This is a genomic window from Paenibacillus sp. FSL M7-1455, from assembly GCF_038004655.1.
GTDB lineage: Bacteria > Bacillota > Bacilli > Paenibacillales > Paenibacillaceae > Paenibacillus_AQ > Paenibacillus_AQ cookii.
Genome location: NZ_JBBORO010000001.1, coordinates 1,897,146 through 1,920,757 on the forward strand (window position 1 = coordinate 1,897,146; position 23,612 = coordinate 1,920,757).

The following is a 23,612-nucleotide window of genomic DNA, read 5'->3' on the forward strand; positions in this document are numbered from 1 at the left end:
ATGATTGGTAGAGGATGAAGATGAGAAAAGTAAAAAAAGCGATCATTCCTGCAGCTGGCCTTGGAACCCGGTTTTTGCCAGCCACGAAAGCCATGCCTAAAGAAATGCTTCCGATCGTGGATAAGCCTACGATTCAATATATTGTGGAAGAAGCCGTGGCTTCGGGTATTGAGGATATCATTATCGTAACGGGCAAAGGCAAGAGGTCCATTGAAGATCATTTCGACCATGCATTTGAACTGGAGAATAATTTGTTCAGCAAAGGGAAGTTCGATTTGCTTGATGAAGTACGCCGTTCCTCGAATGTAGATATTCATTACATACGTCAGAAGGAACCGAAAGGGCTTGGGCACGCGGTATGGTGCGCCAGAAATTTTATCGGAAACGAACCGTTCGCCGTTTTATTAGGGGATGACATTGTACAGTCCCGGACGCCCTGCATTAGGCAGCTGGCAGAGCAGTTTGAGCAGGTACAGAAATCCGTCATAGGCGTGCAAATGGTCCCGCATGACCAAACGCAACGTTACGGAATCGTATCCGTGCTGGGGAAATCAGGACAATTATACGAAGTGAACTACGTTGTGGAAAAACCATCCGAAGGTGAAGCTCCGTCAAATTTGGCAATTATGGGCAGATACATACTGACCCCTGAAATTTTTTATTTTTTGGAGCAGCTGGAGGAAGGAACCGGCGGGGAAATCCAATTGACCGACGCCATTCAGCAGCTGAATGAAAGCCAAGGCGTGTATGCGTATGATTTTGAAGGAACGCGATACGACGTGGGCGAAAAGCTGGGATTTATCATGACGACATTGGATTTTGCCCTTCAAAACAGGGAGCTGCGAACGCCCCTTTTGCAAGGAATGGAGAAGATTCTTGAAAGAGAGCATTTAGGCAAAATAAATCGCTGAGGTGAATGATTCATGTACCCCAATCCGCAAAGGAACGAAACGGATGTTTGGTTTAAGGGGGAGCCCAGTTATGCAGGCGAAATAGCCCTGGAAGCAGATCCTAAAATCATTTACATCGGAACTAAGCGCTTGCTGGACTTTATGTTAGCATTGCTCGGACTTATGATCTTATCCCCATTCTTACTAATCATATCGATCCTTATTAAGCTGGATGACCCGAAAGCGTCCGTTTTGTTTTACCAGACACGCATCGGAAAGGGAGGAAAGCCTTTTCGAATGTTTAAATTCCGCTCGATGGTGTCGAACGCGGAAGAAATGTTGGAGGAACTATTGGATCAAAATGAGGTCAGCGGTGCGATGTTTAAGATGAAAAATGATCCACGAGTGACCAGAATCGGAAAATGGATCCGAAAGACAAGTATTGACGAACTTCCCCAACTATGGAATGTGATTCGGGGCGATATGTCGTTAGTAGGTCCAAGGCCGGCATTGCCCCGGGAAGTCGAACTCTACAGCAACTTGGATAAGCTTCGATTGAAAGTAAGCCCGGGATGTACGGGCTTATGGCAGGTGAGTGGACGGAGCAACCTCAGTTTTGACCAGATGATCGCATTGGACTTGGAATATATTGAACGTAGAGGTCTCTGGTTGGACGTAAAACTCATATTCCGGACGATCAAAATCATGATTTTTCCAAATTCGGCCTACTAATGGAGCGTGTTTAAATCATGAAATTAACAATAAGTGTGGTTATACCTACTTATAACAGAGTGGATACGCTCGTGAACTGCATTGAAGGCATACGCAGGCAGGCCCGGTTTCCCGACGAAATAGTGATTGTCGTTAGAAATTCGGATCATGTGACGCTGCAGTACCTGTCTTCGCTTGACTTGAACGTGCTTAAAATTGCTTTGGTTGAACGAGACGGCATGATTGCCGCGCTCAACGCGGGAATCTTGAAAAGCACGGGCGCGATCGTAGCGCTTACTGACGATGATACGGTCCCGCATCCCGAGTGGCTGCTGAACATGGAACGACATTACATAAAAAGACCTGACGTTGGCGGCGTTGGCGGAAGGGATATTGTCCATCATGGAGGGAAACCGGTTCCGCCCCAAAAACGCCAGGTAGGAATGATCAGGCCTTATGGGCGCATTATCGGCAATCATCATATTGGTATGGGGGACGTACGCGAAGTGGATATCCTCAAGGGAGCCAATATGAGCTTTAGGAGAGAGGCAATACGAGGGCTGAGTTTCGACGAGAAGCTTAAGGGGACAGGGGCACAAATTCATAATGAGCTGGAGTTCAGCCAGGCTGTCAAGAAGAAAGGCTGGAAACTTCTTTATGATCCCAATGTACTCGTGGACCATTTTCCGGCCGTGAGATTCGATGAAGACCAACGTCACAGTTTCAACGAAACAGCTTTTTTTAATGCCGCACATAATGAAACCTATGCGATGCTCAAACATATGAGGTTCATGAACCGAATCATGTTTTTGATCTGGGTGGTGGCGGTAGGAAGCAAGTCTTCGCCTGGAGTGGTCCAGGGCATGCGGATGCTTCCGAGTCAAAAGGGCATGGCTTTGAAAAAAGTATCGCTGGCATTTAAAGGCAGATGGGGTGGCTGGAAAACATGGAAAGGGTCTTTAGAATAAATGCGGGGCTGAAAGGCGTTACCCGCATCTTATCGGGTACGATAAGAACTGGTGGATTTGTCGCGCTCGGGGCAGCAATTGGATATGCGGGTTCGGTTGATTCCCTGCACATGAAACTGTTAGAGACGGCCTTTCTGCTGCTCGGCTTGTTGCTTGGTCTGCATATGTATTTTAAAAGCCCCCACAATCTTATCCCCTATACGCTCGTGATCTGGACGGTCAGCCCGGAAGCAAGGCGTTTTCTGGACTGGACCTTTAAAACGTATAACGATACGTCGATGATCATGCTGACGCCGTATTGCGTCAGTCTGATTTTGCTTATCCCCATCCTTAAACATTTTAAACAGATGGATTCCCGAGTCAGACTGATATTGAAAATTATTGGGGCAGCGTTGATATACGGGTTTCTTCTCGGGTTTCTGAAATATGGCCTATCTTCCGTGTATGAATTGCTGAGCTTGCTCGTCCCATTCCTGGTATTCGTTTATGTTCATATCAGCAAATTCGATCGTACGGTCTGGGATCGATGGTTACGAAGTTACGCTTTCCTTGCTGTCCTCGTCGGCGCATATGGGATATATCAATATCTGGTCCTCCCGCCATGGGATCACTTTTGGATGGTCCATGCGGAGATGAATTCGGTCGGTCTTCCGGAGCCTCAAAAATTCAGGCTGTTTTCTTTCCTGAATTCTCCCGGACCAGCCGGATTGTTCCTCGGATTCGCTCTACCGATCATGATTGTACAGAAGAAATGGAGAGTGCTTGGCATTGTAGGCATCATGATTGTAGGGTTTGCATTGTTGCTTACATTGGTTCGGGTAAGCTGGATTTGCAGTATCATTATGATCCTCGGATACTTTGCTCGTTCCCATTTAAAAAGCAAGGTCAAATTGCTAACCCTGAGTGTGTTCATGATTGTGGCGTATGTCTTTGTTCTTCCGGCATTGCCCGGCGCAAACGAGGTATCTTCCCGCATAAGTACATTCGAATCACTGGAGGAAGACCATTCATTCAATGAACGATTGGTATTTGCCAGGAATATCGTTTCGGATGTCATTTCGCATCCGCTTGGGCGAGGAATAGGCAGTTCAGGGCTCGGAGTTAAGCTGACGCAAAGTTCCGACACCTTAAAGGTTTTTGATAACGGGTATTTGAATTTATTTTATTTATTCGGCTTACCATTAGGGCTTGGCGTGATCTTCATGTTAATCTATATTTTTTTTCTTCTATTTAAAATCAGTAAAAAGGAGAAAATTTACGCCCCTATATCATTTGCAGCTATCAGCGCTACGTTATTTCTTCTGTTGGGCAGCAATGTGCTCAGCGGGTTATCGGGGTACATTCTAATGCTCGTGATTTCGTTTGCTTTTTCGCATACGATTCCAAAGCGGAGGGACACGTAACATGCAAATCGTTTTTATAGGAGATTCCATTACCGAAGGGCTGGGCGTCATAAGATCTAAAACGAATTATGCCAATCTGCTGCAAGCCCAACTCAAAGCCCAGGTAGCCCAGCCCGTTCATATCGTCAACTTCGGTTCCAGTGCGATGCAGGTCAGCGAGTCCAGGGAAAGGCATGAGCAGCGTATCTTGGAAATGCAGCCGGACATCGTCGTATTTGCTCATGGGATCACCGAAGCGATCCCTCGTGTGCAGAAAAAGCATTTGAAATGGATGCCTAAGCGTTGGAGAAGACCGGGATGGATGGATCCCAGACCATATTATTCGACCCGTACGTTCCGGAGGGTCATGGAAAAGGTTGAATCGGGTGCTCGCTGGCGCGCCAAGGTTGCGCTCATCCAAATGTTTGGCGGCAAGCCGTGGATGAGTTTGGAGGAATTCAGACGGCACACGACGGAATTTGTCCACAATGTGCTGAACCATAACAGGAACACCCGCATTATTTTGCTCGCGACAAGCGATATTGAGGACAAATATTTCCCGGGAGCATCGGAGTCCATTCGAATGTACCGGCAAGTGTTTCACGAAATTTGCAATAATCCTCAATCCGCGAATCGGGTATTTGTATGCGATGCCGCTCGGAATTTGCACAAGTGGAATGACTATCTGGAAGATCGGTTTCACCCTAACGGTTTGGGGCACGACAAAATAGCAAGGGCACTATTGAACACGATATTGGGGCACTCGCTGGGAGGTCGCATGGCGAAGAAAGAGGTAAGCCTATGAGAATCTGTTTTGTCACGCATAAGGTAATCAAGGGAGACGGACAAGGAAGGGTCAACTATGAAGTGATGGTTGAAGCGATTAGGCAAGGGCATGAGATCACGGTAATATCTGCAGAGCTATCGGACGAACTGCGGAATCACAGCCAAGTCAAATGGATCCGAATCAATATGAGAAAAATTCCTACATTATTATTGCGATATCAGGCCTTTGCGTTATTGTCCGCAATTTGGTTATGGAGTCACTGCAAACATATCGATCTAACCGTGGTCAACGGTTTTATTACCTATGCACGGTCGGATATCAACTGTATACATTTCGTCCACAGCGCGTGGGTCAAATCGGAATATCATCCATTCCGTGAAAGGAAAAACCTGAAAACCCTGTACCAATATATATATAACAGATTAAACGCATCCTTGGAGCGTTTTGCCATGAAACGCACCAAACATATTATTTCCGTATCGGAGCAGGTGAAACGGGAATTGGCAGGAGACGCCAAAATAGAACCCTCGCGGATCTCTGTCATTACCAATGGCGTAGATTTGGATGAATTTTATCCGAGGTCGATGAGCCGGAAGGATTATCAATTGGATGAAAATAAGGTTTATGCTTTGTTTGCGGGAGACTTAAGGTCTTCCAGAAAAAATCTGGATACGGTCCTTCATGCTTTGGTTAAGGTGGAGAATATACACCTACTGGTGCTTGGCTATACGGAGAAGAGCAGTTATCCAAAATTAGCCGAAACGTTAGGCCTAAGCGATCGTGTTCATTTCCTGGGCTACAGAAAGAATGTTGCCGAACTGATGTCCCTGGTCGATTTATTTATTTTTCCATCAAGATACGAACCCTTTTCGCTCGTAGTATTGGAGGCCATGGCATCGGGACTGCCGGTAATCACGAGCAGTAAATGCGGCGCTGTGGAGCTGTTGTCGGAGGATTCGGCGGTCGTCATGGAAGACCCCGACGATACCGAAGGGCTGGTTCATATCTTAAATGAGTTGTTATTCAACAAAGAGAGGCTGAAAATAATGTCCAAAAGGGCCAGGGAAGTTGCCCGGAAACACACTTGGGGCAGCATGGCTGAAAAATACTTAAGGTTAATCCACTCTACAAGATGATGACGATCCTTGCAAAAACCTGAGGAAATGTATTCATAAACGATCATGAAGCGAGGGAATATCTTGAATATTCTGCATATAGCCAACCATGTCAAACAATCCGGCAACGGCATCGTAAACGTTATGATAGACCTTGCATGCAGTCAAGCCAAATTCGGGCATAACGTAGCGGTTGCATCAGGAGGAGGGGAGTACGTCGAATTATTGCAAAGGAACAACATACGGCATTACAAGCTTGATCAAACGAGAAAGCCGGTACAGATGGTACGGGCTTTTTATCATTATCGGAAATTGGTCAAACAGTTCAAGCCGGATATTGTTCATGCGCATATGATGACTGGGGCTCTTTTGTCACGTCTTTTTAGAGGACTTCGAAAATATAAAATCGTCACCCATGTACATAACGAGTTCCAGAAAAGCGCGGATTTCATGAAAGTGGGCGATTCCGTCATTGCCGTAAGCCAAGCGGTGGCCAAATCGATGTTAAGCCGAGGCGTACAAGAGCAAAAATTGCATGTTGTTCTGAACGGTACGGTCGGGAGTCCCAGAAAAGAAGCCGCCGATGAGGAAATCCAGCTGAAAGGACCGTCTATTGTTACCGTAGCCGGACTTTATGAGCGGAAAGGGATTCAGGATCTGATCGAGGCGTTTGAAATCGTTGGTGCGGAATGTCCTGAAGCCCATTTATATCTTTTAGGAGATGGTCCAGACAGGCCTAAATTTGAAATGAAGGCGAACGAGTCCCTGAGAAAGTCGCAGATTCATTTTTTGGGCTATAAGCCGCATCCCCAAAAATATATGGGGGCCGCGGATGTTTTCGTGCTGCCTTCGCACAAAGAATCGTTTGGCTTGGTACTGATTGAGGCTCGGGAAGCGGGTTGTCCGATTGTCGCAACGAATGTTGACGGCATTCCGGAAGCATTGGACTTTGGAAAATCGGGCATGTTAGTTCCGCCAAAATCTCCGGATCAGCTGGCCGAAGCCATTTTAAGAATGCTAAAAGACGCCGGTGTCAGAGAACATTATCGCAAACGAGCTTTACAAGGACTGGAATATTATTCAATCGAAAGAGTGGCAAGAGAAACACTGAGAATTTACGAGGAACTGAAGAGAGGTTGAATTCATCCTGTTGAACGAGCTTTGATCCTAGTTGTCGTCCACAATTCGTCTCATGGAATGTAACCATAGGACCTTAAGGTGAGTGCATATATTGTGAAGAAACTTTTTTTTTCGGGACTTGCGGTGAACTTATCGATATTAGTCATTAATTTTATAACGGGGATCCTAAGTGCACGCTACCTTGGGCCTACAGGCAGAGGAGAGCTTGCGATCATCAATCAGTGGCTGCTGTTGCTCGGAGGGCTATGTGCTTTCGGTTTGCCGGGGGCGGTCGTGTATATGGGAAAGACTTCATCAAACGAAAGGGAATATTACCTTGGAGCCTACTTAATCATCGCTCCTTTGGCCGGTTTAATAGGACTTGTTGCAGGAGAAGTCTTTTTGCCTTATGCCATGGGGGAGGACGCGGAACACGTACTTAGCCTGCTAAGAGTTCTGCTGATCACGTTGCCCTTTACGGTGCTTTCGGACGGGATTGTAGGGAATCTGCAAACTTTAAATGCGTTTAAGAAAATCATGTTGTTCAAGTTCAGCCTCCCTGTAGGTTCATTAGTCATCATGTCCGCATTGATTGCATTTAACGTATACAATGTTAAAAATTACATCACGATCTATTATCTTTGGGTTATGTTTGTTCTTGCGATTCTATTTATATCATTAATTCGAATGATTAAGCCGAAATTCAAATCGGTGCTTCAATATTCCCGGCAGCTTTCAAAAAAAGGGGTGCAAATATTTGGAACGGTTGTCGTGGGCGTATTTAGCGGGGGACTGGACCAGATCGTTATTTCGATGTTGTTGTCCAGTTATGTCTTAGGGTTGTATAGCGTAGCGATCAGCATCGGCACCATTGTCCCGTCTCTTATGATCGGTTCCTTAAGCTTCTATTTCTGGCCGAAGTTGATGGATCTTAACGAGGAAGAACGGGCAAAAAAGGTGGAAGACACGCATAGTCTTTTGTTTTACGGCTCGATGTTGGTGTGCTTGTGCGGCTCAATCGTTACCTATTTCTTACTCCCGGTTCTCTATGGAAATGAATATTTATTATCTATTCCCATGGCTATCGCGTTTTTATTGGTGGCCCCCTTTAAAGTCGCTCACAGTATTTTGGTGTCATATTTAAATACCAAAGGCGACTTTAACCGAATAACGATCGCGGAGATCGTCGGACTGGCGTCCGGCATTTCGGCGATGTATTTGTTATTGCCCGTCGTAGGTAATATTGGTGCTCCTTTGGGGGTCATTGTATCAAGCCTGGTGAAATGGTGCTTGATGTTTTATTGGAGTTATAAGAAGGGGCTTGCCGCCTCGAACATGATGAGAATACATCCCAAAATGGTGCGGTTGTTCATCAGACCTGCAGAGACGGTCAAAGCGTTAAATATATTGAACAGAAAAAAACAGAAGGTTAAAGGAATGACGTAATTTTTTTAAAAGGGAGGGGAAGTCGCATGGTTATCGTCCAATTGGCGGATGGGATGTTATCGATCGGCGGGGTCAGCCGCTTTATCTATAACTTGACGTTAAAACTTGAAGAGCAAACAAACCGTGCCATATCGGCGGTTTATGAGCTTGAGGAAAACAATAACTGGGGGGAGCAGTCCTTAAATATCATCAAACTGGATGACAACAACGAAACAAGCTATAAGAAAATTTCGGGATGCAACCCGGACCTCATCGTGTGGCATGTCAGTATCAGAACGATTGGTTTAGTGAGGGAACTTTCAAAAAAATATCCGGTTTTAGCTATAGTACATAGTATCCCGTGCCCGTCAGGAACCCGGCTGTTTCGGGACAAAGACGAAATTTGTTATATCACTTCCGGAGCAAAATGCCTTCAGAACTGGTATACAAGAAGGTGCGGGACCAACCCCTCGCCAACCAAGGCCGTTAAATCTTTATTGGTGCATAAAACGATGATGAATACATTAAAATCATGCAACTGGGTGTACACCATCAGCAAATCAATGAAATCGTATTTAATGCAAGAAGGCATTCGGGAAGAACAAATCACTATTTTTGATGTTTCTTTAGGCTCAGTGTTAGAACTTCCTAAAGAGATAAACATCGTTGAGAAAAATAACGATGACCCGATCCATATATTGTTCATGGGCAGGCTTTCATATAATAAAGGCGTCCAATATTTGATCAAAGCGGTAAAAATTTTATTGGATGAAGGCATGAAGGTGACATGCACCATTGCAGGAAAAGGTTGGTTTGAAAGCAAGCTGGTACAGCTTACCGAAGAATTAAATCTAAGTCACACCATTGCTTTTATCGGGTCGGTACCCGGCACGGATGTAGGAAAATGGTATGAAGCAGCCGATGTCATTGTGGTACCTTCTATATTGCCCGAGCCGGCCGGATTGGTAGTTCCTGAAGCGCGAAGTTACGGTAAACCGGTTGTGGTGTTTAATGTTGGCGGGCTTGCAGAGTGGAACGAATATATCACGGGCATATCCAACGCCGAAGCCCCGGACCCTTACAGTCTGGCAAGAACCATAAAGCAAACGATGAAAAAAGAGGAGGTTCCTCAAGTCAAAATGAATTACGCGGACGAAAGGGTCGACATCGTAGATCAAATCGGAAAAGTACTGATATCAAATCAGGCAGCGAAATAAAGGCTTACCGCCAAACAATCTGCATCTGGAAAGAGAGTTCCTGACAATTCTACTGAAGAAAAGGGAGATACAATGAATGTGCTTTCGACTGGAATGGGTTGGATCGACGTCCAATATGGAGGATTGAATCGTTATTTTGCCGACTATTCAAATGCGATGAGGAACCATGGCCATGCGGAGCTCGGACTTGTGGTTGCACCCAGGGGGATCCAAGTGGAAACCGATTTGAACATCAAAAATGTTGCGCAGGAACTGGAAGCGGAACATTTCCTTCCGCGGATGAAATCGGTTCGAAATCACACCCTGCAAGCCATACGCTCTTTTCGCCCGGATGTTTTTAATCCGCATTTTGCTTTTTATACGACGCTGGTCACAAGGGGAATCATTCCGCCGCACGTCCCCATCGTTTCCCATTTTCACGGTCCCTGGGCTTTGGAAACCGAGGTGCAGTCGGGCAAGTCGGTGACCAAAGTCGTAAAGGAAGCAAGGTTATGGATGAAAAAACAGGTGGAGCAGCTCACCTATCGCCGAGCGGACAGCTTCATCGTACTGAGCGAATATTTCCGCAATATTTTGGCCGAAAACTACGGCATCGATGAAAAAAGAATCCATATCATCCCCGGCGCGGTCGATCACCATCGCTTTTGCCCCCATCCTGATCGTGAAGGACTGAGGGCTAAACTAGGCATTGCCCCTAATCAGGCGATGCTTTTTTGTATTCGCAGGTTAGTCCGAAGAATGGGGATTGACCGTTTGATCCATGCCATGGCCGAGGTGGTCAAGTCCCATCCCGATGTCCGGCTGTTCATTGGGGGCGACGGGCCGATGCGGGCAGAATATGAAGCGCTGATAGATGAACTGGGACTTATTAAGAATGTGGCATTGCTTGGCAGGGTTTCGGATGAGAAGCTTGTGCAGTATTACCAAGCAGCGGACATCAGCGTGGTCCCGACCCTTGCTTTGGAGGGATTCGGCTTGATCACCGTGGAATCCCTTGCGTGCGGGACGCCGGTGCTCGGCACTCCCATAGGCGGAACGAAGGAGATTTTGCGGCACCTCTCGGATGAACTGATGTTTGAGGACGGAACCTCCGAAGCCATTGCAAGAAAGATTATCGGTGTCCTCAACAAGGATTCATTTCTTCCTTCTCGGGAAACGTGCAGAGAACATGTGCTGAGCCGGTATACATGGAGCAAAGTGGCTGAGGCCGTTACCGAAGTATTCGCGGAAGAGATTGATAAAAGAAAGGTATTCAGAACATGAAAATAGCTTTTTACAACCATACCAGCACGATTAGCGGCGCCGAAATCAGCCTGCTGCTGACTGCAAAAAACTTAACGAAAGCCCATCCGATCATTTACGCGCCTGATGGGGAACTATTGCAAAAAGCACGCAGCGAGGGACTTGAAACGGTCCATCTGCCTAGTTTTCGCGCAAGAATGACCAAAAACCCGTTCGTTCTCGGGTGGTATGCGATGGGAATGTTGCGGGCGGGCTGGGGGCTTGCGCGGGCGATGAAAAAAAGCAGGGCGGACCTCATTCATGCAAACTCCATCAGGGCGGGGATCATGGCGAGTTTGTTCAGATGGTACCATCGGCTGCCGGTGGTCTGGCATGTTCGGGATATGCCTCCTCAGGGGTTAATCGGAAAATGCATCCGCAAAATCGCGGGAAGCGGGGCTCAGGCGCTGATTGGCATTTCCAGACCTGTCATAAAGGGAATCGTCGAGCCGTATTTGCAAGAGCGCTGCCATCTCGTTCATAACGGAGTCGAGTTAAGGGAAATGAATCAGGAGGATAGATTGGCGCATCGGAAGAGAATCCGTTCCGAAATGGGCGCTTCGGATGAGGCGCAAGTTTTGGCAATCATCGGGCAAATTGCGCCATGGAAAAGGCAGGAAGATGCCATTGAAGCGTTTGCCTCTCTTGTTCGGGAGAAGCCGAACGCCGTTCTTTGGATCGTGGGTGAGGCTAAATTCAGGGAAGAGAACGATCGATATCTCGATACATTGAAGCAAAAAGTTAAAACCTTGCGCCTGGAAGACAAGGTCATATTCACCGGGTTTAGGGAGGATGTTTTGGAGATCTGCTGCGCAGCGGATCTCCTTTTATTATGTTCGGACCATGAACCCTTTGGCCGCGTCATTATCGAAGCGATGTCGCAAGGAACGCCGGTGGTGGCCACCCGGGGAGGAGGCGTTCCGGAGATTATTCAAGATGGCGTGAGCGGGTTGATGTACGAAATCGGGAATGTCGAGGAGCTTCAAGATCGGATCCGCGACATCCTTGATAACGAGACTTTGCGGCTGGCTCTTCGCCGGAACGGACCGGAGAGGGTCAAGGAGAAGTTTTCCATTGCGCACACGTCCCGAAAAATCGAGCTTATTTATGACCAGCTGCTGGCAGCTTCAAACCACGAATATTTGGACCGGCCGCGTACGGGGGAGATGTTGGAATGAATGATTTAAAGATTGCAATCGTCCATGACTACCTGAATCAAATGGGAGGCGCCGAACGGGTCGTGGCCGTCTTTCACAAGATGTTTCCGCAGGCGCCGATTTATACGACGATTGCGGATGGCGATAAGCTGCTTCCGGAATTGGCGGATGCCGTCATCAAGGTCACCTGGATGCAGCGGATTCCATGGGTGTTATCCAAATTCAAGCTGTTTTTCTGGTTATATCCGTTTGCGGTCCGCTCCATGAACGTGAAGGGATACGACCTGATCCTCAGCTCCAGCAGCGCGTATGCAAAAGGGGTGCGAAAGGGCAGGGCAAGCGTTCATGTCTGCTATTGCCACACGCCCATGCGATTTGCGTGGAATTTTGAGTCGTATATGGAGGGAGTCGAGGTCCCCCCTTCCGTCAAACGGATCGCCAAATGGCTTACGCACCCGCTGCGGATCTGGGACCGGCACAATTCCAAAAAGGTGGACCGGATCATCGCGAATTCAACGATCGTCAAGGAGCGGATCGGCCAATGTTACGGCGTCCATTCGCCCGTTATTTTTCCTCCGGTGGATATCAGCCGATTCAACATTGCTGAGCAGCCGCCTGAAGATTACTTTCTTGTCGTCTCGAGGCTGGTGTCCTATAAAAAAATCGATCTGGCGGTTGAAGCCTGCACGCTGCTGGGACAGAGACTGCTGGTCGTGGGGGACGGACCGGACCGGCAAAGGCTCGAAAAAATCGCGGGGGCGACGGTCACGTTTCTGGGAAGGCGGAGCGATGAAGAAGTCGTCCAATATATGCAGCGCTGCAAAGCACTGATTTTTCCCGGTATTGAGGATTTTGGCATTACGCCGCTTGAGGTGAATGCGTGCGGCAGACCGATCATCGCCTTTTGCGGGGGCGGTGCCCTGGATACGGTCGTGCCGGAAAAAACGGGACTCTTTTTTAAGGAACAGCGGATCGGTGCATTGATGGAAGCCATTGAGCGGTTCCATCGATATGATTGGGATCCCGCCTATATTCGGGCGCATGCCGAGCAATTCGGCGAGCATGTGTTTATGGCGCGGCTCCGGTCCAGCATTGAGGAGCTTGTCCTGGAAAAGACGAGTCGCGAAATGACTATGGAAGCAAAAAGGAGCTACTGATGATGCATATCATTTTGTTGTCCGGCGGAAGCGGAAATCGATTGTGGCCTTTATCGAACGACACCCGGTCCAAGCAGTTTCTGAAAATTTTGGAATGCGCGTCGGGCCAGCGGGAGTCGATGGTGCAGCGCGTCTGGGGCCAACTGGGACAAAAGAATCTCCGGGAGCGTTCCGTTTTGGCGACCGGGAGGAGCCAGGTGGAACTGATCCAGAGCCAGCTTGGACCCGAGGTGGAGTTGATTGTTGAGCCGGAGCGCAGGGATACGTTTCCGGCAATCGCTTTGGCTGCCGGTTATTTATACTCCGTCAAAGGCGCCGCACTCAGCGATGTCGTGATCGTCCTCCCGGTGGATCTTTTTGTGGAGGACCTGTTCTTCGATAAAGTGAAAGAACTGGAGTCGTTAATGGTACATACGAAGGCCGAGCTGGGCTTGATGGGCGTTTCGCCGGACCATCCATCATCTAAATTCGGTTATATCGTGCCTCAATCGTCCATAACCGAAGCGCATGGAATGGAGTTCTTCCGGGTCAGCCATTTCGTCGAAAAACCCGACGGACCGGCGGCCCTTCGCTTGATGGAACAATCGGCCCTATGGAATTGCGGCGTATTTGCTTTCCGGTTGGAATACATGATCGAACATCTGATCCAGCGTTCCCTTCCCATTCAATATGACGAATTGTTAAACCAGTACAGCCGGATGGATAAAATCAGCTTTGATTATGCCGTCGTGGAGCAGGCAACAAATATTGTCGCCATGCCTTACCGCGGGATCTGGAAGGACCTCGGCACCTGGGACGCGCTGACGGAAGAGGTCCGTACGCCTTTGATCGGGAAAGGAACGTTGACCGAAGATTCGACCCGTACGCATGTCATTAACGAGCTGGACATTCCGATCACGGTCATTGGAGCTCCCAACTTAATCGTGGCGGCAAGTCCCGACGGCATTCTCGTATCCGAAAAAAACGCCAGTATGCGCATCAAAGACGTGATGAAGTTCGGCGAGCAGCGTCCCATGTATGAGGAGCGCCGCTGGGGCCGCTACCGGGTGCTGGACTATATCAAGTATCCCAACGGGAATGAAGTATTGACGAAGCGGATATGCATACTGCAAGGGAAAAATTTGAGTTATCAATATCATTTGCATCGCAGCGAGGTGTGGACCGTCGTGTCCGGCGTCGGGGAAATGGTGCTGGACGGCAATGTGCGGAGCATTGGAAAAGGGGACGTCATCGTCGTCCCTGCGGGTGCGAAACACAGCCTGCGCGCCATTACGGACATTGAAATGATAGAGGTGCAGACCGGCAGCGAATTGGTCGAGGAGGACGTCGTGAGACTGGCGATGAAATGGGAGGAAATCGAAGTCAATGTGTTGAGCTGACAGCGGAAATTACGAAACGGCGAAACAGCGAATTCTATTATAGAAGGAATGAAGCGAAAATGAAAATTGCGGTCATAGGAACAGGTTACGTTGGATTGGTTTCGGGCGTATGTTTCTCCGAGCTTGGGAACGAGGTGGTTTGCGTCGATAAGATTGCGGCAAAAATCGAACGCTTGAACGGCGGCGAAGTGCCGATCTACGAACCTGGACTCCAGTCCATGATAGCTTCCAATAAAGAAGCGGGCAGGCTTCGTTTCACGACGGACCTGAACGCTTCCGTGAAATGGTCGGATATCGTCATTATCGCGGTGGGAACGCCGTCCCTGCCGAACGGGCAGGCCAATTTGGGGTATGTCGAGGAAGCGGCCCGGGAGATCGGAAACGCCATGAACGGTTATAAAATCATCGTCACCAAAAGCACCGTTCCGGTGGGCACGAACGAAAAAATCGCCAACATCATCGCGAACCATACGGAAAAACCTTTTGACGTTGCATCCGTTCCCGAGTTTCTGCGCGAGGGAACCGCGATCCAAGATACGCTGCATCCGGATCGTATCGTGATTGGCACGGACAGCCCAAAAGCGAGGGAGCGGCTCGTCGAACTGCATAAAAGCTTGACGCCCGATATCATCGTAACCGATATCCGCAGCGCGGAAATGATTAAATATGCCTCGAATGCGTTTCTTGCAACCAAAATTTCTTTTATCAACGAAATCGCGAATATATGCGAAAAGGTCGGAGCCGATGTGACGAAAGTAGCCTCCGGAATGGGCTACGACAAGCGCATAGGCTCTTCTTTTTTAAAAGCGGGCATCGGTTACGGCGGTTCTTGTTTCCCGAAAGACACCCAGGCCCTTGTCCAGATCGCGGGCCAAATGGATTATGATTTCAAGCTTCTGAAGTCCGTGATCGAAGTGAACCGGGATCAGCGCCTGAACGTCGTTCGCAAGCTGGAGTCCTTGCTGGACGGATTTGCGGGTACGACGATCGGAGTCTGGGGACTTGCGTTTAAACCCGATACGGATGACGTCCGCGAGTCCCCGGCATTGGAAATCATCGCCGCGCTTGAGCGGCGCGGAGCACAGGTGAAAGCGTATGATCCAATCGCCGGGGACAATTTCAGGGAAATTTACGGTTCGAACACCGTGATCTACTGCGACAACGCGAAGGAAGCGGCTTGGCAATCGGATGCGCTTTGCATTTTGACGGAATGGCAGGAATTTCAGCAGATTCCGTTAACGGATATCGAAGGCTGGCTGAAGCTGCCGTATTTGATTGATGGCAGAAACATTTATGACGAAGGGCAAGTGGCTAATACGAATCTTGTTTATTATTCCGTGGGCCGGCCCGGCATGAATCGGGGCGCGAAGGAACAGGCGCCGGTCTTATAAATGGAACCTATTCGATTGAAGATAGCGGGGGAGGAATCTTTGAGAGCAGAAGCCATGGAGTTGGACCTCAGCGGTTTGCCGGAAGAATTGATTTTTTTATTGAGCTTGTTGGGGAGAACATCCCCGGATCAGCATCTGATTCGGGAGCTTGGAGCGGTGCTGGACTGGGATCGGTTCATGAAGCTTGCGATGCACCATCGGGTATATCCCCTGGCATATATCAAATTAAAAGAAGCGTATGCCGCCTCGGTTCCTCCGGGCGTCATGGAATCCTTGCATCGCCAGTACCAAAGCAATACCGTCAAAATGCTCCATCTCAGCAGGGAAATGAGCCGCGTCTACGAACGTTTGGACGAAGCAGGGGTACGGACGCTTTTGTTGAAGGGGCCGGCGCTCGCCTTCCAGCTGTACGGAGATTTGGCCCATCGGACATCCAAAGACCTGGATATTCTCGTGTCGCCGGATGAAGTGGAACGGGCGGAGGACGTACTGCTGCAGCTAGGTTATGAACTGATGGATTACCGTGCCTTGGGCAATTGGAAAAAAAAGTCCCATCATCTTTCGTACGAACACAAGGAGCACCGGACGCAAGTGGAAGTGCACTGGAGATTGAATCCTCACTTCAGCAAATCGTACTCGTTCGAAAAACTATGGGAGCGCAAGCGCGCCGTAGCCCTGGCGAACCAAACCTTCCACTGCCTGGGAAACGAAGATCAGCTTCACTACCTGACGGACCATGGGGCAAGGCACGGCTGGTTCCGGTTGCGGTGGTTAATGGATATCGAACGTTTGCTGCCTCAAATCAGCGGAACCCGGCTCAGGGACGTTCTGAAACAGCATGGCGGCAAACATCACGTTGGGCAGGCGCTGATTTTATCGTCCCAGTTGCTGTCGGCGGAGATTCCCGGTGAACTGGAGGAGCTGGCAAGGGATGCGAAGGCGCGCCGGCTTGCCGACCAAGCCCTTTTTTACGTTTCGCGGATCGTCCAATTAAACCCCGTACCCGAAAAAAGCGTTGCCTGGCATTATTACCGTTACCTTTTTTCGTTAATGTCAACCCGACAAAAGATCGCCTATCTCCTTAACAAAACGCTCCCCAGTTCGCGGGATGCATTATTGCTGCCGCTGCCTGAGCCGCTTTATTTTCTATATTACCCCCTTCGGCCGTTGCTATGGTTCTGGAGGCGGTTCAGGCAACAGTCCGTATAATACCGTCTGGCGGTTGTATACAAAACAACCTGTTTTTGCTATAATGATACAAAATGTATCATCCAAATACAGTGCGCAAAATTCAATTAGAGGAGGCTCGCTTTATGGGCGTCGACGTGATTTCATCAGATGTGTTGGTCAAACAATCCGAAGGTTTTTTGGTCAGTGAAATGGATGGCGAAAAGGTGATGCTGAGCATCGAAAACGGAAAATATTATAATTTGGGGCAGACCGGAAGCCGGATCTGGGAGCTCATTGCTTCCCCCGTAACCATTTCCGGGATCGTGGATCAATTAGTGGAAGAGTTTGAAATCGGGCGGGAGGCCTGTGAGCAGCAAGTATTTGCTTTTCTGAGGCAGCTTGCGGCGGAGAAACTGATACAGGTGTGCTTTAAGCGATGAGCTTCTATCAAAAAGTGCATCGTTTTATGAATGATCCCGTGCAAGTCAAGGGGATGTATGCCGAAGCTTACGTTTACCTGGCGTGGGGGAGGATTCTTAAGCTGCTCCCCTTCCACAAAGTGGCCCCGACCTTGGGGGAGAAAATGAAAGAGACCCCCCATACCCATAGTACGGACCAGGAACTGCAGCTGCTGCGAACGGTGTCCAGAGCAGTCCATGCCATGAGCAGGCTCACATGGTGGGAAAGCCAATGTCTCGTCAAGGCGATTGCCGCGATGAAGATGTTGGAGAGAAGAGGGATTCCAAGCACGCTCTACTTGGGAAGCGCCAGAAACAACGAAGGACAGATGGTCGCCCATGCATGGCTGCGAAGCGGTTCGTACATCGTAACCGGGAAAGAAGGCCATGAAAAATGCACGGTCGTAGGAATATTCGGGAAAGGGATGGGCGCTGAAGGTTACAGGGACGTGAAGTGAAGCGCCGCCCGGAATCCGCATAAGGAGCTTTGCATAATGAAAGAGCTGTTTTATTATGTTCGCAAAATGCATCATTTCGCGGGCTTTAAACTATACCTGAACATGTCCATGGTGTTGCTCATCAGTTTGCTGGACGGCTTCGGCATCTATTTGATCGTGCCCCTTCTGAGCATCATCGGGGTATTTCCCATAGATACGTCAAGCATACCGCTCCTGTCCGCTATGATTAACATCATCGAGTCATGGTCGCTTGATTTGAATTTGCCGATCATACTTGCTTTATACATCGTGATCGTAGGGGGGCAGGCATGGCTTCAACGGAGCCAAGCCTTGCTGAACTCAAGGATATTGCAAAGCTTTATCCGTACGCTCCGCATGGAAACGTACCGTGGCCTGCTGCAAGCCAAATGGGAGTTTTATCTCCGGAAACGGAAATCCGAATTCAACCATGTCATGTCCAATGAGCTGGGCCGGGTAAACTTAGGCACATCTTTATTCCTGCAGGCGGTTTCTTCTTTTTTATTCACCCTTCTTCAAATCGCCATTGCCCTGTGGCTCGCCCCTGTTTTAACCATAGCCGTACTGATCAGCGGCGGTCTGCTGGCCTTGTTTTCACGTAAATTCATCAAGAAATCCAAACGGATCGGGGAACAGACAACGGAGCTCTCCAAATATTATTTTTCAGGCATCAGCGAGCATTTTAACGGTATCAAGGAGATCAAAAGCAACAGGCTCGAGCAGTCCCACATCCACTGGTTCAACAAACTGACCGAACATATGGAACGGAATTTTATCCAGTTTGGCCGGGTGAATTCGTTGTCGCAATTCATCTACCGCGTCTCCTCTGTCGTACTCATTGCCGGCTTCGTTTATCTGGCGCTCGAAATGATGCATACCCCGGCGCAACAATTGGTAGTGGTCGTGCTGATTTTCTCCAGGCTGTGGCCGAGATTTATCGGCATGCAATCGAACATGGAGCAGCTCGTTTCTTGTCTTCCGGCTTTCCACACGATGCGTCAACTGCAAAAGGAATACGAGGCCGACCAGGAGCTTAGCAAAACGGCGTTCGAAGATGAGCCGGAGGATTTCCGGTTTGTGGACGGGATCGAGTGTTTGGACGTGGATTACCGCTACGATCCCCATGCTTCCCAGTACGCTTTGCGCAACGTTAACGTACATATTCCCGCGAACCGCATGACGGCCATCGTAGGCAAATCCGGTTCTGGCAAAAGCACGCTTATCGATATGCTCATGGGTTTGATCCAGCCTGAATCAGGACAGGTGCTTATCGACGGCGTATCCCTTCGGGACGAGCGGAAGCTTCTGTCTTTGCGCAGCGCCATCGGTTATGTACCGCAGGATCCTTTTCTGTTCAATGAGAGCATCCGGTACAATCTGAAGCTGGTCGATCCGGAGGCCAGCGATGAACAGCTGTGGAGCGCTTTGAAATTCGCCGCCTCCGACGAATTTGTGCGCCAACTTCCCCAAGGACTGGATACGGTCATCGGCGACAGGGGCATCCGGTTATCGGGAGGGGAACGGCAGCGAATCGTATTGGCAAGGGCGATCTTGAAGCGCCCCGCGATCCTCGTCCTGGATGAGGCGACAAGCGCGCTGGACAGCGAAAACGAACGATTAATTCAGCAGGCTCTGGAAGAATTGAAAGGGAGCGTGACCATTATCGTCATCGCCCACCGTCTTTCCACCATTCGCAATGCCGACCACGTGATCGTCATGGATCGCGGCCGGGTCATTCAACAAGGCGGATACACGCAGCTGTCGCAAGAGAACAAAGGCGCCTTTAAGCTCTTGCTTAACTATCAGGCCGGATCCCAGATGTAGAATCCGTTTATCATACCTGTGAAAAAAAACAAAAGCAGGAGGCTGCGGACGTTGTACGTCCGCGCATCCTGCTTCTCCCCGTAAAAATCGTTAATACACCCGGTGGATGATATCCTCGAAATCGGGTTCCTCCATATGAATGTCCGCAATTTCTCCCCAGCCGCCGACCATCCGCAAAATGTCCATCGCCTTGGCCTGCTGCCGGTTCGCTTCGATCAGCACCTCGCTGCCGCTCGCTTCGATGATTCGGAATTCGCCCTCCGCGCCGTCCAGGCGGAGTTGCAGCGGCATCCTCGCGCCTTCCTGCGCCGGCAGACGGTAGGAGCCGCGGAAGACGATCCGGATGACGGTCGGGAGCCCGATTTTGTCCCGCAAATGCTCGATGGTTCCCTCGTAGCTGAGTTCCCCGTGATTAATGACCATGACCCGCCGGCAGAGCTGTTCGATGTCGTCCATGTCGTGGGTCGTCAACAGAATCGTTTTTCCGAATTCACCGTTCAGCGTTTTCAAAAATTCGCGGATGCTCCGTTTGGCGGTTACGTCGAGGCCGATCGTCGGCTCGTCCAGGAACAAAACGTCCGGATCGTGCAGCAGCGAGGCGGCGATATCGGCGCGCATCCGCTGCCCGAGCGACAGCTTGCGGACCGGCGTCTCCCAAAACTCCTTCAGGTCCAGCAGTTCGCCGAGCTCGGCCAGGCGCCGCTCTTTTTCGGCAGGGGCGACCCTATACATATGGGCCAAAATGTCGTAGGAATCCTTGACGGGCAAATCCCACCACAGCTGGCTGCGCTGCCCGAACACGACGCCGAGCTTTTGGGCCACCCGGCGCCTGTGCTTATGGGGATCGACCCCGTTGATTTTGACTTCGCCCGCAGAGGGGTGAAGAATGCCCGTCAACATTTTGATCGTCGTCGATTTGCCGGCTCCGTTCGGGCCGATGTAACCGACGAAGTCCCCTTTTTGGATCGTAAAGCTGATATCCTTCACCGCTTCCTTGAGGCGGTATTCCCTCGTAAACAACGTGCGGATGCCGGCGAAACGGCCTTCCTTGACGACCGGCGTCCGGAACTGCTTATGAAGCCCGCATACTTCAATCATTGCTCCCATGATCAGAACTCCTTTTCCTTAGCTTCCCGTGCTTTGATAACGCGAAAGCCCGAATTTCCAAAATGTAAGCGCAAGTCCCAGTACGCAGGCGGCAAGCAGCGCGACGGCCAAAATAAGCCAAGGGCCGTATTCTCCCCGCAAAATGAACAGGGAGGGGACATAATTGACAAAACCGACGGGAATGGCGACAAGCAGGAAGGAGCGGAGCCACGGCGGGTACAACACCAGCGGGTAACGGGCCGCCGTTTGCGAAGCGTCTTCCGTCAGCGTCTGCAGCTCGTTGATCCGCGTCATCCAAAAACCGACCGCGGCGGTCGCCAGACCGATCGCGAACAGGATCACGGCACCGGTGATGATCGCAAGCAGGGTATACGGCACGGCCGTCCATGTGATCTGCCCCGCTGACATCAACCCGTGCAGCGACCAATACAACACGGCGCTTCCTTGGAGCAATTCGGCGGGCATCAGCCGGACGTTTTGGCTCATCAAAGCAAGCAGGACCGGCATCGGCCGGGTCAGCAGCTGGTCAAGCTCGCCGGTCGTCAAATACCTTTCCAGGTGGTGCACGTCGCTGGCAAAGGTGCGATACAGCGTTTTGGACAACGTCATGACGGCAAACAGGTAACCGACTTCATGGAGCGACCATCCCTTGACGGCCCCGAATTTGTTCAAAATGATGGCGATCATCAGAAATTCCGCGATTTGGATGAGGGAGGCGAGGAGGGTGCCGAGCACGAAGTTCATCCTGTACTGCATCCGGCTTTGGATGCTCGAACGGATTAACACGGCATAAAGGTCGAACCAATGCTTCATCGTCATCCTCCCTGCACCTCGACTTTCCGCCTGACCGCAGCGGTGACGAGCAGACAAAGCAGCGTGAGGAGCATGCACCAAGCAACTGAACCGAGCAGGATACCCGGTTGTTCATAACCCATGTAGATGCGCGTCGGAACGTACAACAGATACGGATAAGGCGACAACCAGCCGACCGTCTGCAGCCAAGACGGCAGCCATTCGACCGGAATCAGAAACCCGGCGAGCAAATTGATGAGCGCATGGTTGACCCAGTACAACCAGCTTGATTCGGTGGTCCACAGCGACGTCGCCCCGATCATGTAGTTGATGCAGATCGACATATAACCCGCAGCCGCAAGGGCGACGGCCGCAAACAGGAGCGTGTCCGGCCGGGTAGGCAGGGACAGCTTGAACGCGAGCATATACAGCAGATAGATCGGGACGGATTTATAGACGAACTGATACGCGATCTGTCCCCATTCCCTGCACATGCACATGACAAACAAATGGACAGGCCGCATTAAATCGAGGGAGATTTGGCCTGTCCTGACCGCTTGCGGTATGCCGAGCCCGTTGCTCACGAAGCCGGACACCCACAGCGATGCCTGATTAAAAGCAATGTAGCCGACCATGCCGTGCACGCCGTATTCGCCAAGCGGGTGGTCCTGTCCGATCCCGATCCAGATGCAGGCGTACAGATAGCCGAAGAGAGCGCTTGCGACATTGTGCAGCATGTGCGCCCCGCGGTAGTGCAAATTGCGGGCGTACGCTTTTGAAGCCAAAGTGAAATAGAGCATTGAACACCTCCGATAAGTTTTGTGGCGACGAAAACCGTCAACTTCAGTCAAGGCGTAACGAGTGAGAAGGACTCCATCATACCAAAATCTGGTGGACGGCGCAATCACCATTTTCGAAAGATGTTCCATTGCTTTGGAAGGCGGTTATGACACGGAGGCGAGCTGCGTTTTTGCGTTTTGCAGGATGCCGCCGATTTGATTTTCCAGCGATAGAATCCTCTGCTTCCGTTCCTGGATTTGGCGGAGCTGGGAGACAAGGGTGTTCAGCGCGTTATACACTTGTTTGCCGTTCCCGCCTTTAACGGCTTGGGTTACGTTTCTCCACAGCGGGCTTACGTTTTTGTTCAGGCTGCTGGCCGTGCTTTTTTCGGCTTTGATCCGGATGCGGAGCGGGTCGGCCTGCGCCATGATGCCGCGGATTTTCTTCTGTGCGGCGGTTCGTTTCGTTTTGGCCGCGCTGAGCGCCTGCTCCTTGTTTTTGATGTCCGCTTTGGCGATTTGGACCGCGACTTTCATCGTGTCGGCCTGGGCTTTCAGCGCGGAGGACAGCTGCTTGTTTTTGAGCTTGTTTGCGGTTTTGACCTGCTGGTTGATCGAGGTGTACATCGAAAACAAAGGTTTGTATTTGTCCTTTGCTTGTTTGGCCGCGGCTTCCAGTTTGGCGATTTTGTCCGCGTCGATCATTTTGACCTGCTTGGTCAGGCCGGACTTGGTTTCTTCGTTTTTGTAATGCTGGGCGTTGATGTTAAGGTCGCTTTGGCGCAGCTGTTCCTGCACATCGGTAAACGTGCGGTACAGCGAAGAAAGCTGGCTGCGAAGGACGCCGTCCGAGGCCGTGGTGCGGTCCACCGCCTGCTGCTGGGTTGGGGACCACTGCATGGAGGCCGCCGCTTCGGCCATCCGGGAGTCGTATAAAGACAAGGCGATCAACAGGGACAGAAAAACAGCGGCGATTTTTTTGACGGGATTCATGGACATTCTCCTTTGCGATAAAAATGGGATGAGC

Annotated in this window: 22 protein-coding genes; 18 read left to right on the forward strand and 4 right to left on the reverse strand. The window is 50.2% G+C overall.

Annotated elements, in window-relative coordinates:
• The first annotated feature begins 20 nt into the window (after window positions 1–20).
• The 18 genes from galU (at window position 21) to NYE48_RS08830 (ending at window position 19,907) form a co-directional block, all read left to right on the forward strand.
• Window positions 21–911, forward strand: coding sequence for a UTP--glucose-1-phosphate uridylyltransferase GalU (galU, locus tag NYE48_RS08745; RefSeq protein ID WP_339321475.1), 891 nt, complete (start codon window positions 21–23; stop codon window positions 909–911).
• A gap of 12 nt (window positions 912–923) precedes the next feature.
• Window positions 924–1,622 carry a sugar transferase gene (locus NYE48_RS08750; RefSeq protein WP_340998098.1) on the forward strand — a complete coding sequence of 233 codons (699 nt, stop codon included), beginning with the start codon at window positions 924–926 and terminating at the stop codon, window positions 1,620–1,622.
• A gap of 17 nt (window positions 1,623–1,639) precedes the next feature.
• Window positions 1,640–2,569 (forward strand): glycosyltransferase family 2 protein, encoded by a 930-nt coding sequence (locus NYE48_RS08755; protein WP_340998100.1) that lies wholly within the window; start codon window positions 1,640–1,642, stop codon window positions 2,567–2,569.
• Window positions 2,548–3,972, forward strand: coding sequence for an O-antigen ligase family protein (locus NYE48_RS08760; protein ID WP_340998102.1), 1,425 nt, complete (start codon window positions 2,548–2,550; stop codon window positions 3,970–3,972). The genes NYE48_RS08755 and NYE48_RS08760 overlap by 22 nt, the downstream gene beginning before the upstream one ends.
• Before the next feature lies 1 nt (window position 3,973).
• Window positions 3,974–4,756 carry an SGNH/GDSL hydrolase family protein gene (locus NYE48_RS08765; RefSeq protein ID WP_340998104.1) on the forward strand — a complete coding sequence of 261 codons (783 nt, stop codon included), beginning with the start codon at window positions 3,974–3,976 and terminating at the stop codon, window positions 4,754–4,756.
• Window positions 4,753–5,874: a glycosyltransferase family 4 protein gene (locus NYE48_RS08770; RefSeq protein WP_340998107.1), complete on the forward strand. Its 1,122-nt coding sequence runs from the start codon at window positions 4,753–4,755 to the stop codon at window positions 5,872–5,874. Before NYE48_RS08765 ends, NYE48_RS08770 begins: the two co-directional genes overlap by 4 nt.
• Before the next feature lie 63 nt (window positions 5,875–5,937).
• Window positions 5,938–6,993 (forward strand): glycosyltransferase family 4 protein, encoded by a 1,056-nt coding sequence (locus NYE48_RS08775; RefSeq protein WP_339321469.1) that lies wholly within the window; start codon window positions 5,938–5,940, stop codon window positions 6,991–6,993.
• A gap of 93 nt (window positions 6,994–7,086) precedes the next feature.
• Window positions 7,087–8,418 carry an oligosaccharide flippase family protein gene (locus tag NYE48_RS08780; protein WP_339321468.1) on the forward strand — a complete coding sequence of 444 codons (1,332 nt, stop codon included), beginning with the start codon at window positions 7,087–7,089 and terminating at the stop codon, window positions 8,416–8,418.
• Between the two features lie 26 nt (window positions 8,419–8,444).
• On the forward strand, window positions 8,445–9,614 hold the full coding sequence (locus NYE48_RS08785; protein ID WP_340998109.1) for a glycosyltransferase: 1,170 nt from the start codon (window positions 8,445–8,447) through the stop codon (window positions 9,612–9,614).
• A 93-nt stretch (window positions 9,615–9,707) separates the two neighbouring features.
• Complete coding sequence (locus NYE48_RS08790; protein ID WP_341000616.1) at window positions 9,708–10,877, forward strand: glycosyltransferase family 4 protein; 1,170 nt, start codon at window positions 9,708–9,710, stop codon at window positions 10,875–10,877.
• Window positions 10,874–12,073, forward strand: coding sequence for a glycosyltransferase family 4 protein (locus tag NYE48_RS08795; RefSeq protein ID WP_340998112.1), 1,200 nt, complete (start codon window positions 10,874–10,876; stop codon window positions 12,071–12,073). Before NYE48_RS08790 ends, NYE48_RS08795 begins: the two co-directional genes overlap by 4 nt.
• A complete protein-coding gene (locus NYE48_RS08800; RefSeq protein ID WP_036711658.1) occupies window positions 12,070–13,209 on the forward strand; it encodes a glycosyltransferase in 1,140 nt (379 codons plus the stop codon). Before NYE48_RS08795 ends, NYE48_RS08800 begins: the two co-directional genes overlap by 4 nt.
• A 2-nt stretch (window positions 13,210–13,211) precedes the next feature.
• Window positions 13,212–14,588: a sugar phosphate nucleotidyltransferase gene (locus NYE48_RS08805; protein WP_341000617.1), complete on the forward strand. Its 1,377-nt coding sequence runs from the start codon at window positions 13,212–13,214 to the stop codon at window positions 14,586–14,588.
• A gap of 59 nt (window positions 14,589–14,647) precedes the next feature.
• Window positions 14,648–15,979: a UDP-glucose dehydrogenase family protein gene (locus NYE48_RS08810; RefSeq protein WP_340998114.1), complete on the forward strand. Its 1,332-nt coding sequence runs from the start codon at window positions 14,648–14,650 to the stop codon at window positions 15,977–15,979.
• A gap of 39 nt (window positions 15,980–16,018) precedes the next feature.
• The gene (locus NYE48_RS08815) at window positions 16,019–17,188 is read left to right on the forward strand and encodes a nucleotidyltransferase domain-containing protein (RefSeq protein ID WP_340998116.1); all 1,170 of its coding nucleotides are present in this window, start codon (window positions 16,019–16,021) and stop codon (window positions 17,186–17,188) included.
• Between the two features lie 104 nt (window positions 17,189–17,292).
• Window positions 17,293–17,589, forward strand: a complete 297-nt coding sequence (locus tag NYE48_RS08820; RefSeq protein ID WP_036711668.1) for a lasso peptide biosynthesis PqqD family chaperone — start codon at window positions 17,293–17,295, stop codon at window positions 17,587–17,589.
• Window positions 17,586–18,065, forward strand: a complete 480-nt coding sequence (locus tag NYE48_RS08825; protein WP_340998117.1) for a lasso peptide biosynthesis B2 protein — start codon at window positions 17,586–17,588, stop codon at window positions 18,063–18,065. Before NYE48_RS08820 ends, NYE48_RS08825 begins: the two co-directional genes overlap by 4 nt.
• 36 nt (window positions 18,066–18,101) lie before the next feature.
• On the forward strand, window positions 18,102–19,907 hold the full coding sequence (locus tag NYE48_RS08830; RefSeq protein ID WP_340998119.1) for an ABC transporter ATP-binding protein: 1,806 nt from the start codon (window positions 18,102–18,104) through the stop codon (window positions 19,905–19,907).
• 90 nt (window positions 19,908–19,997) lie between these two features.
• On the opposite strand, the gene NYE48_RS08835 is transcribed toward NYE48_RS08830, so the two are convergent.
• From NYE48_RS08835 to NYE48_RS08850, 4 genes are all read right to left on the reverse strand, one after another.
• Window positions 19,998–21,005, reverse strand: coding sequence for an ABC transporter ATP-binding protein (locus NYE48_RS08835; protein WP_341000618.1), 1,008 nt, complete (start codon window positions 21,003–21,005; stop codon window positions 19,998–20,000).
• Window positions 21,006–21,032: 27 nt separating this feature from the next.
• Window positions 21,033–21,833: an ABC-2 family transporter protein gene (locus NYE48_RS08840; protein WP_036711678.1), complete on the reverse strand. Its 801-nt coding sequence runs from the start codon at window positions 21,831–21,833 to the stop codon at window positions 21,033–21,035.
• Entirely contained in the window at window positions 21,830–22,606 is a 777-nt protein-coding gene (locus tag NYE48_RS08845) for an ABC transporter permease (protein ID WP_036711680.1), read from the reverse strand. The genes NYE48_RS08840 and NYE48_RS08845 overlap by 4 nt, the downstream gene beginning before the upstream one ends.
• 144 nt (window positions 22,607–22,750) lie before the next feature.
• On the reverse strand, window positions 22,751–23,578 hold the full coding sequence (locus NYE48_RS08850) for a hypothetical protein (RefSeq protein ID WP_340998122.1): 828 nt from the start codon (window positions 23,576–23,578) through the stop codon (window positions 22,751–22,753).
• Window positions 23,579–23,612: the final 34 nt, after the last annotated feature.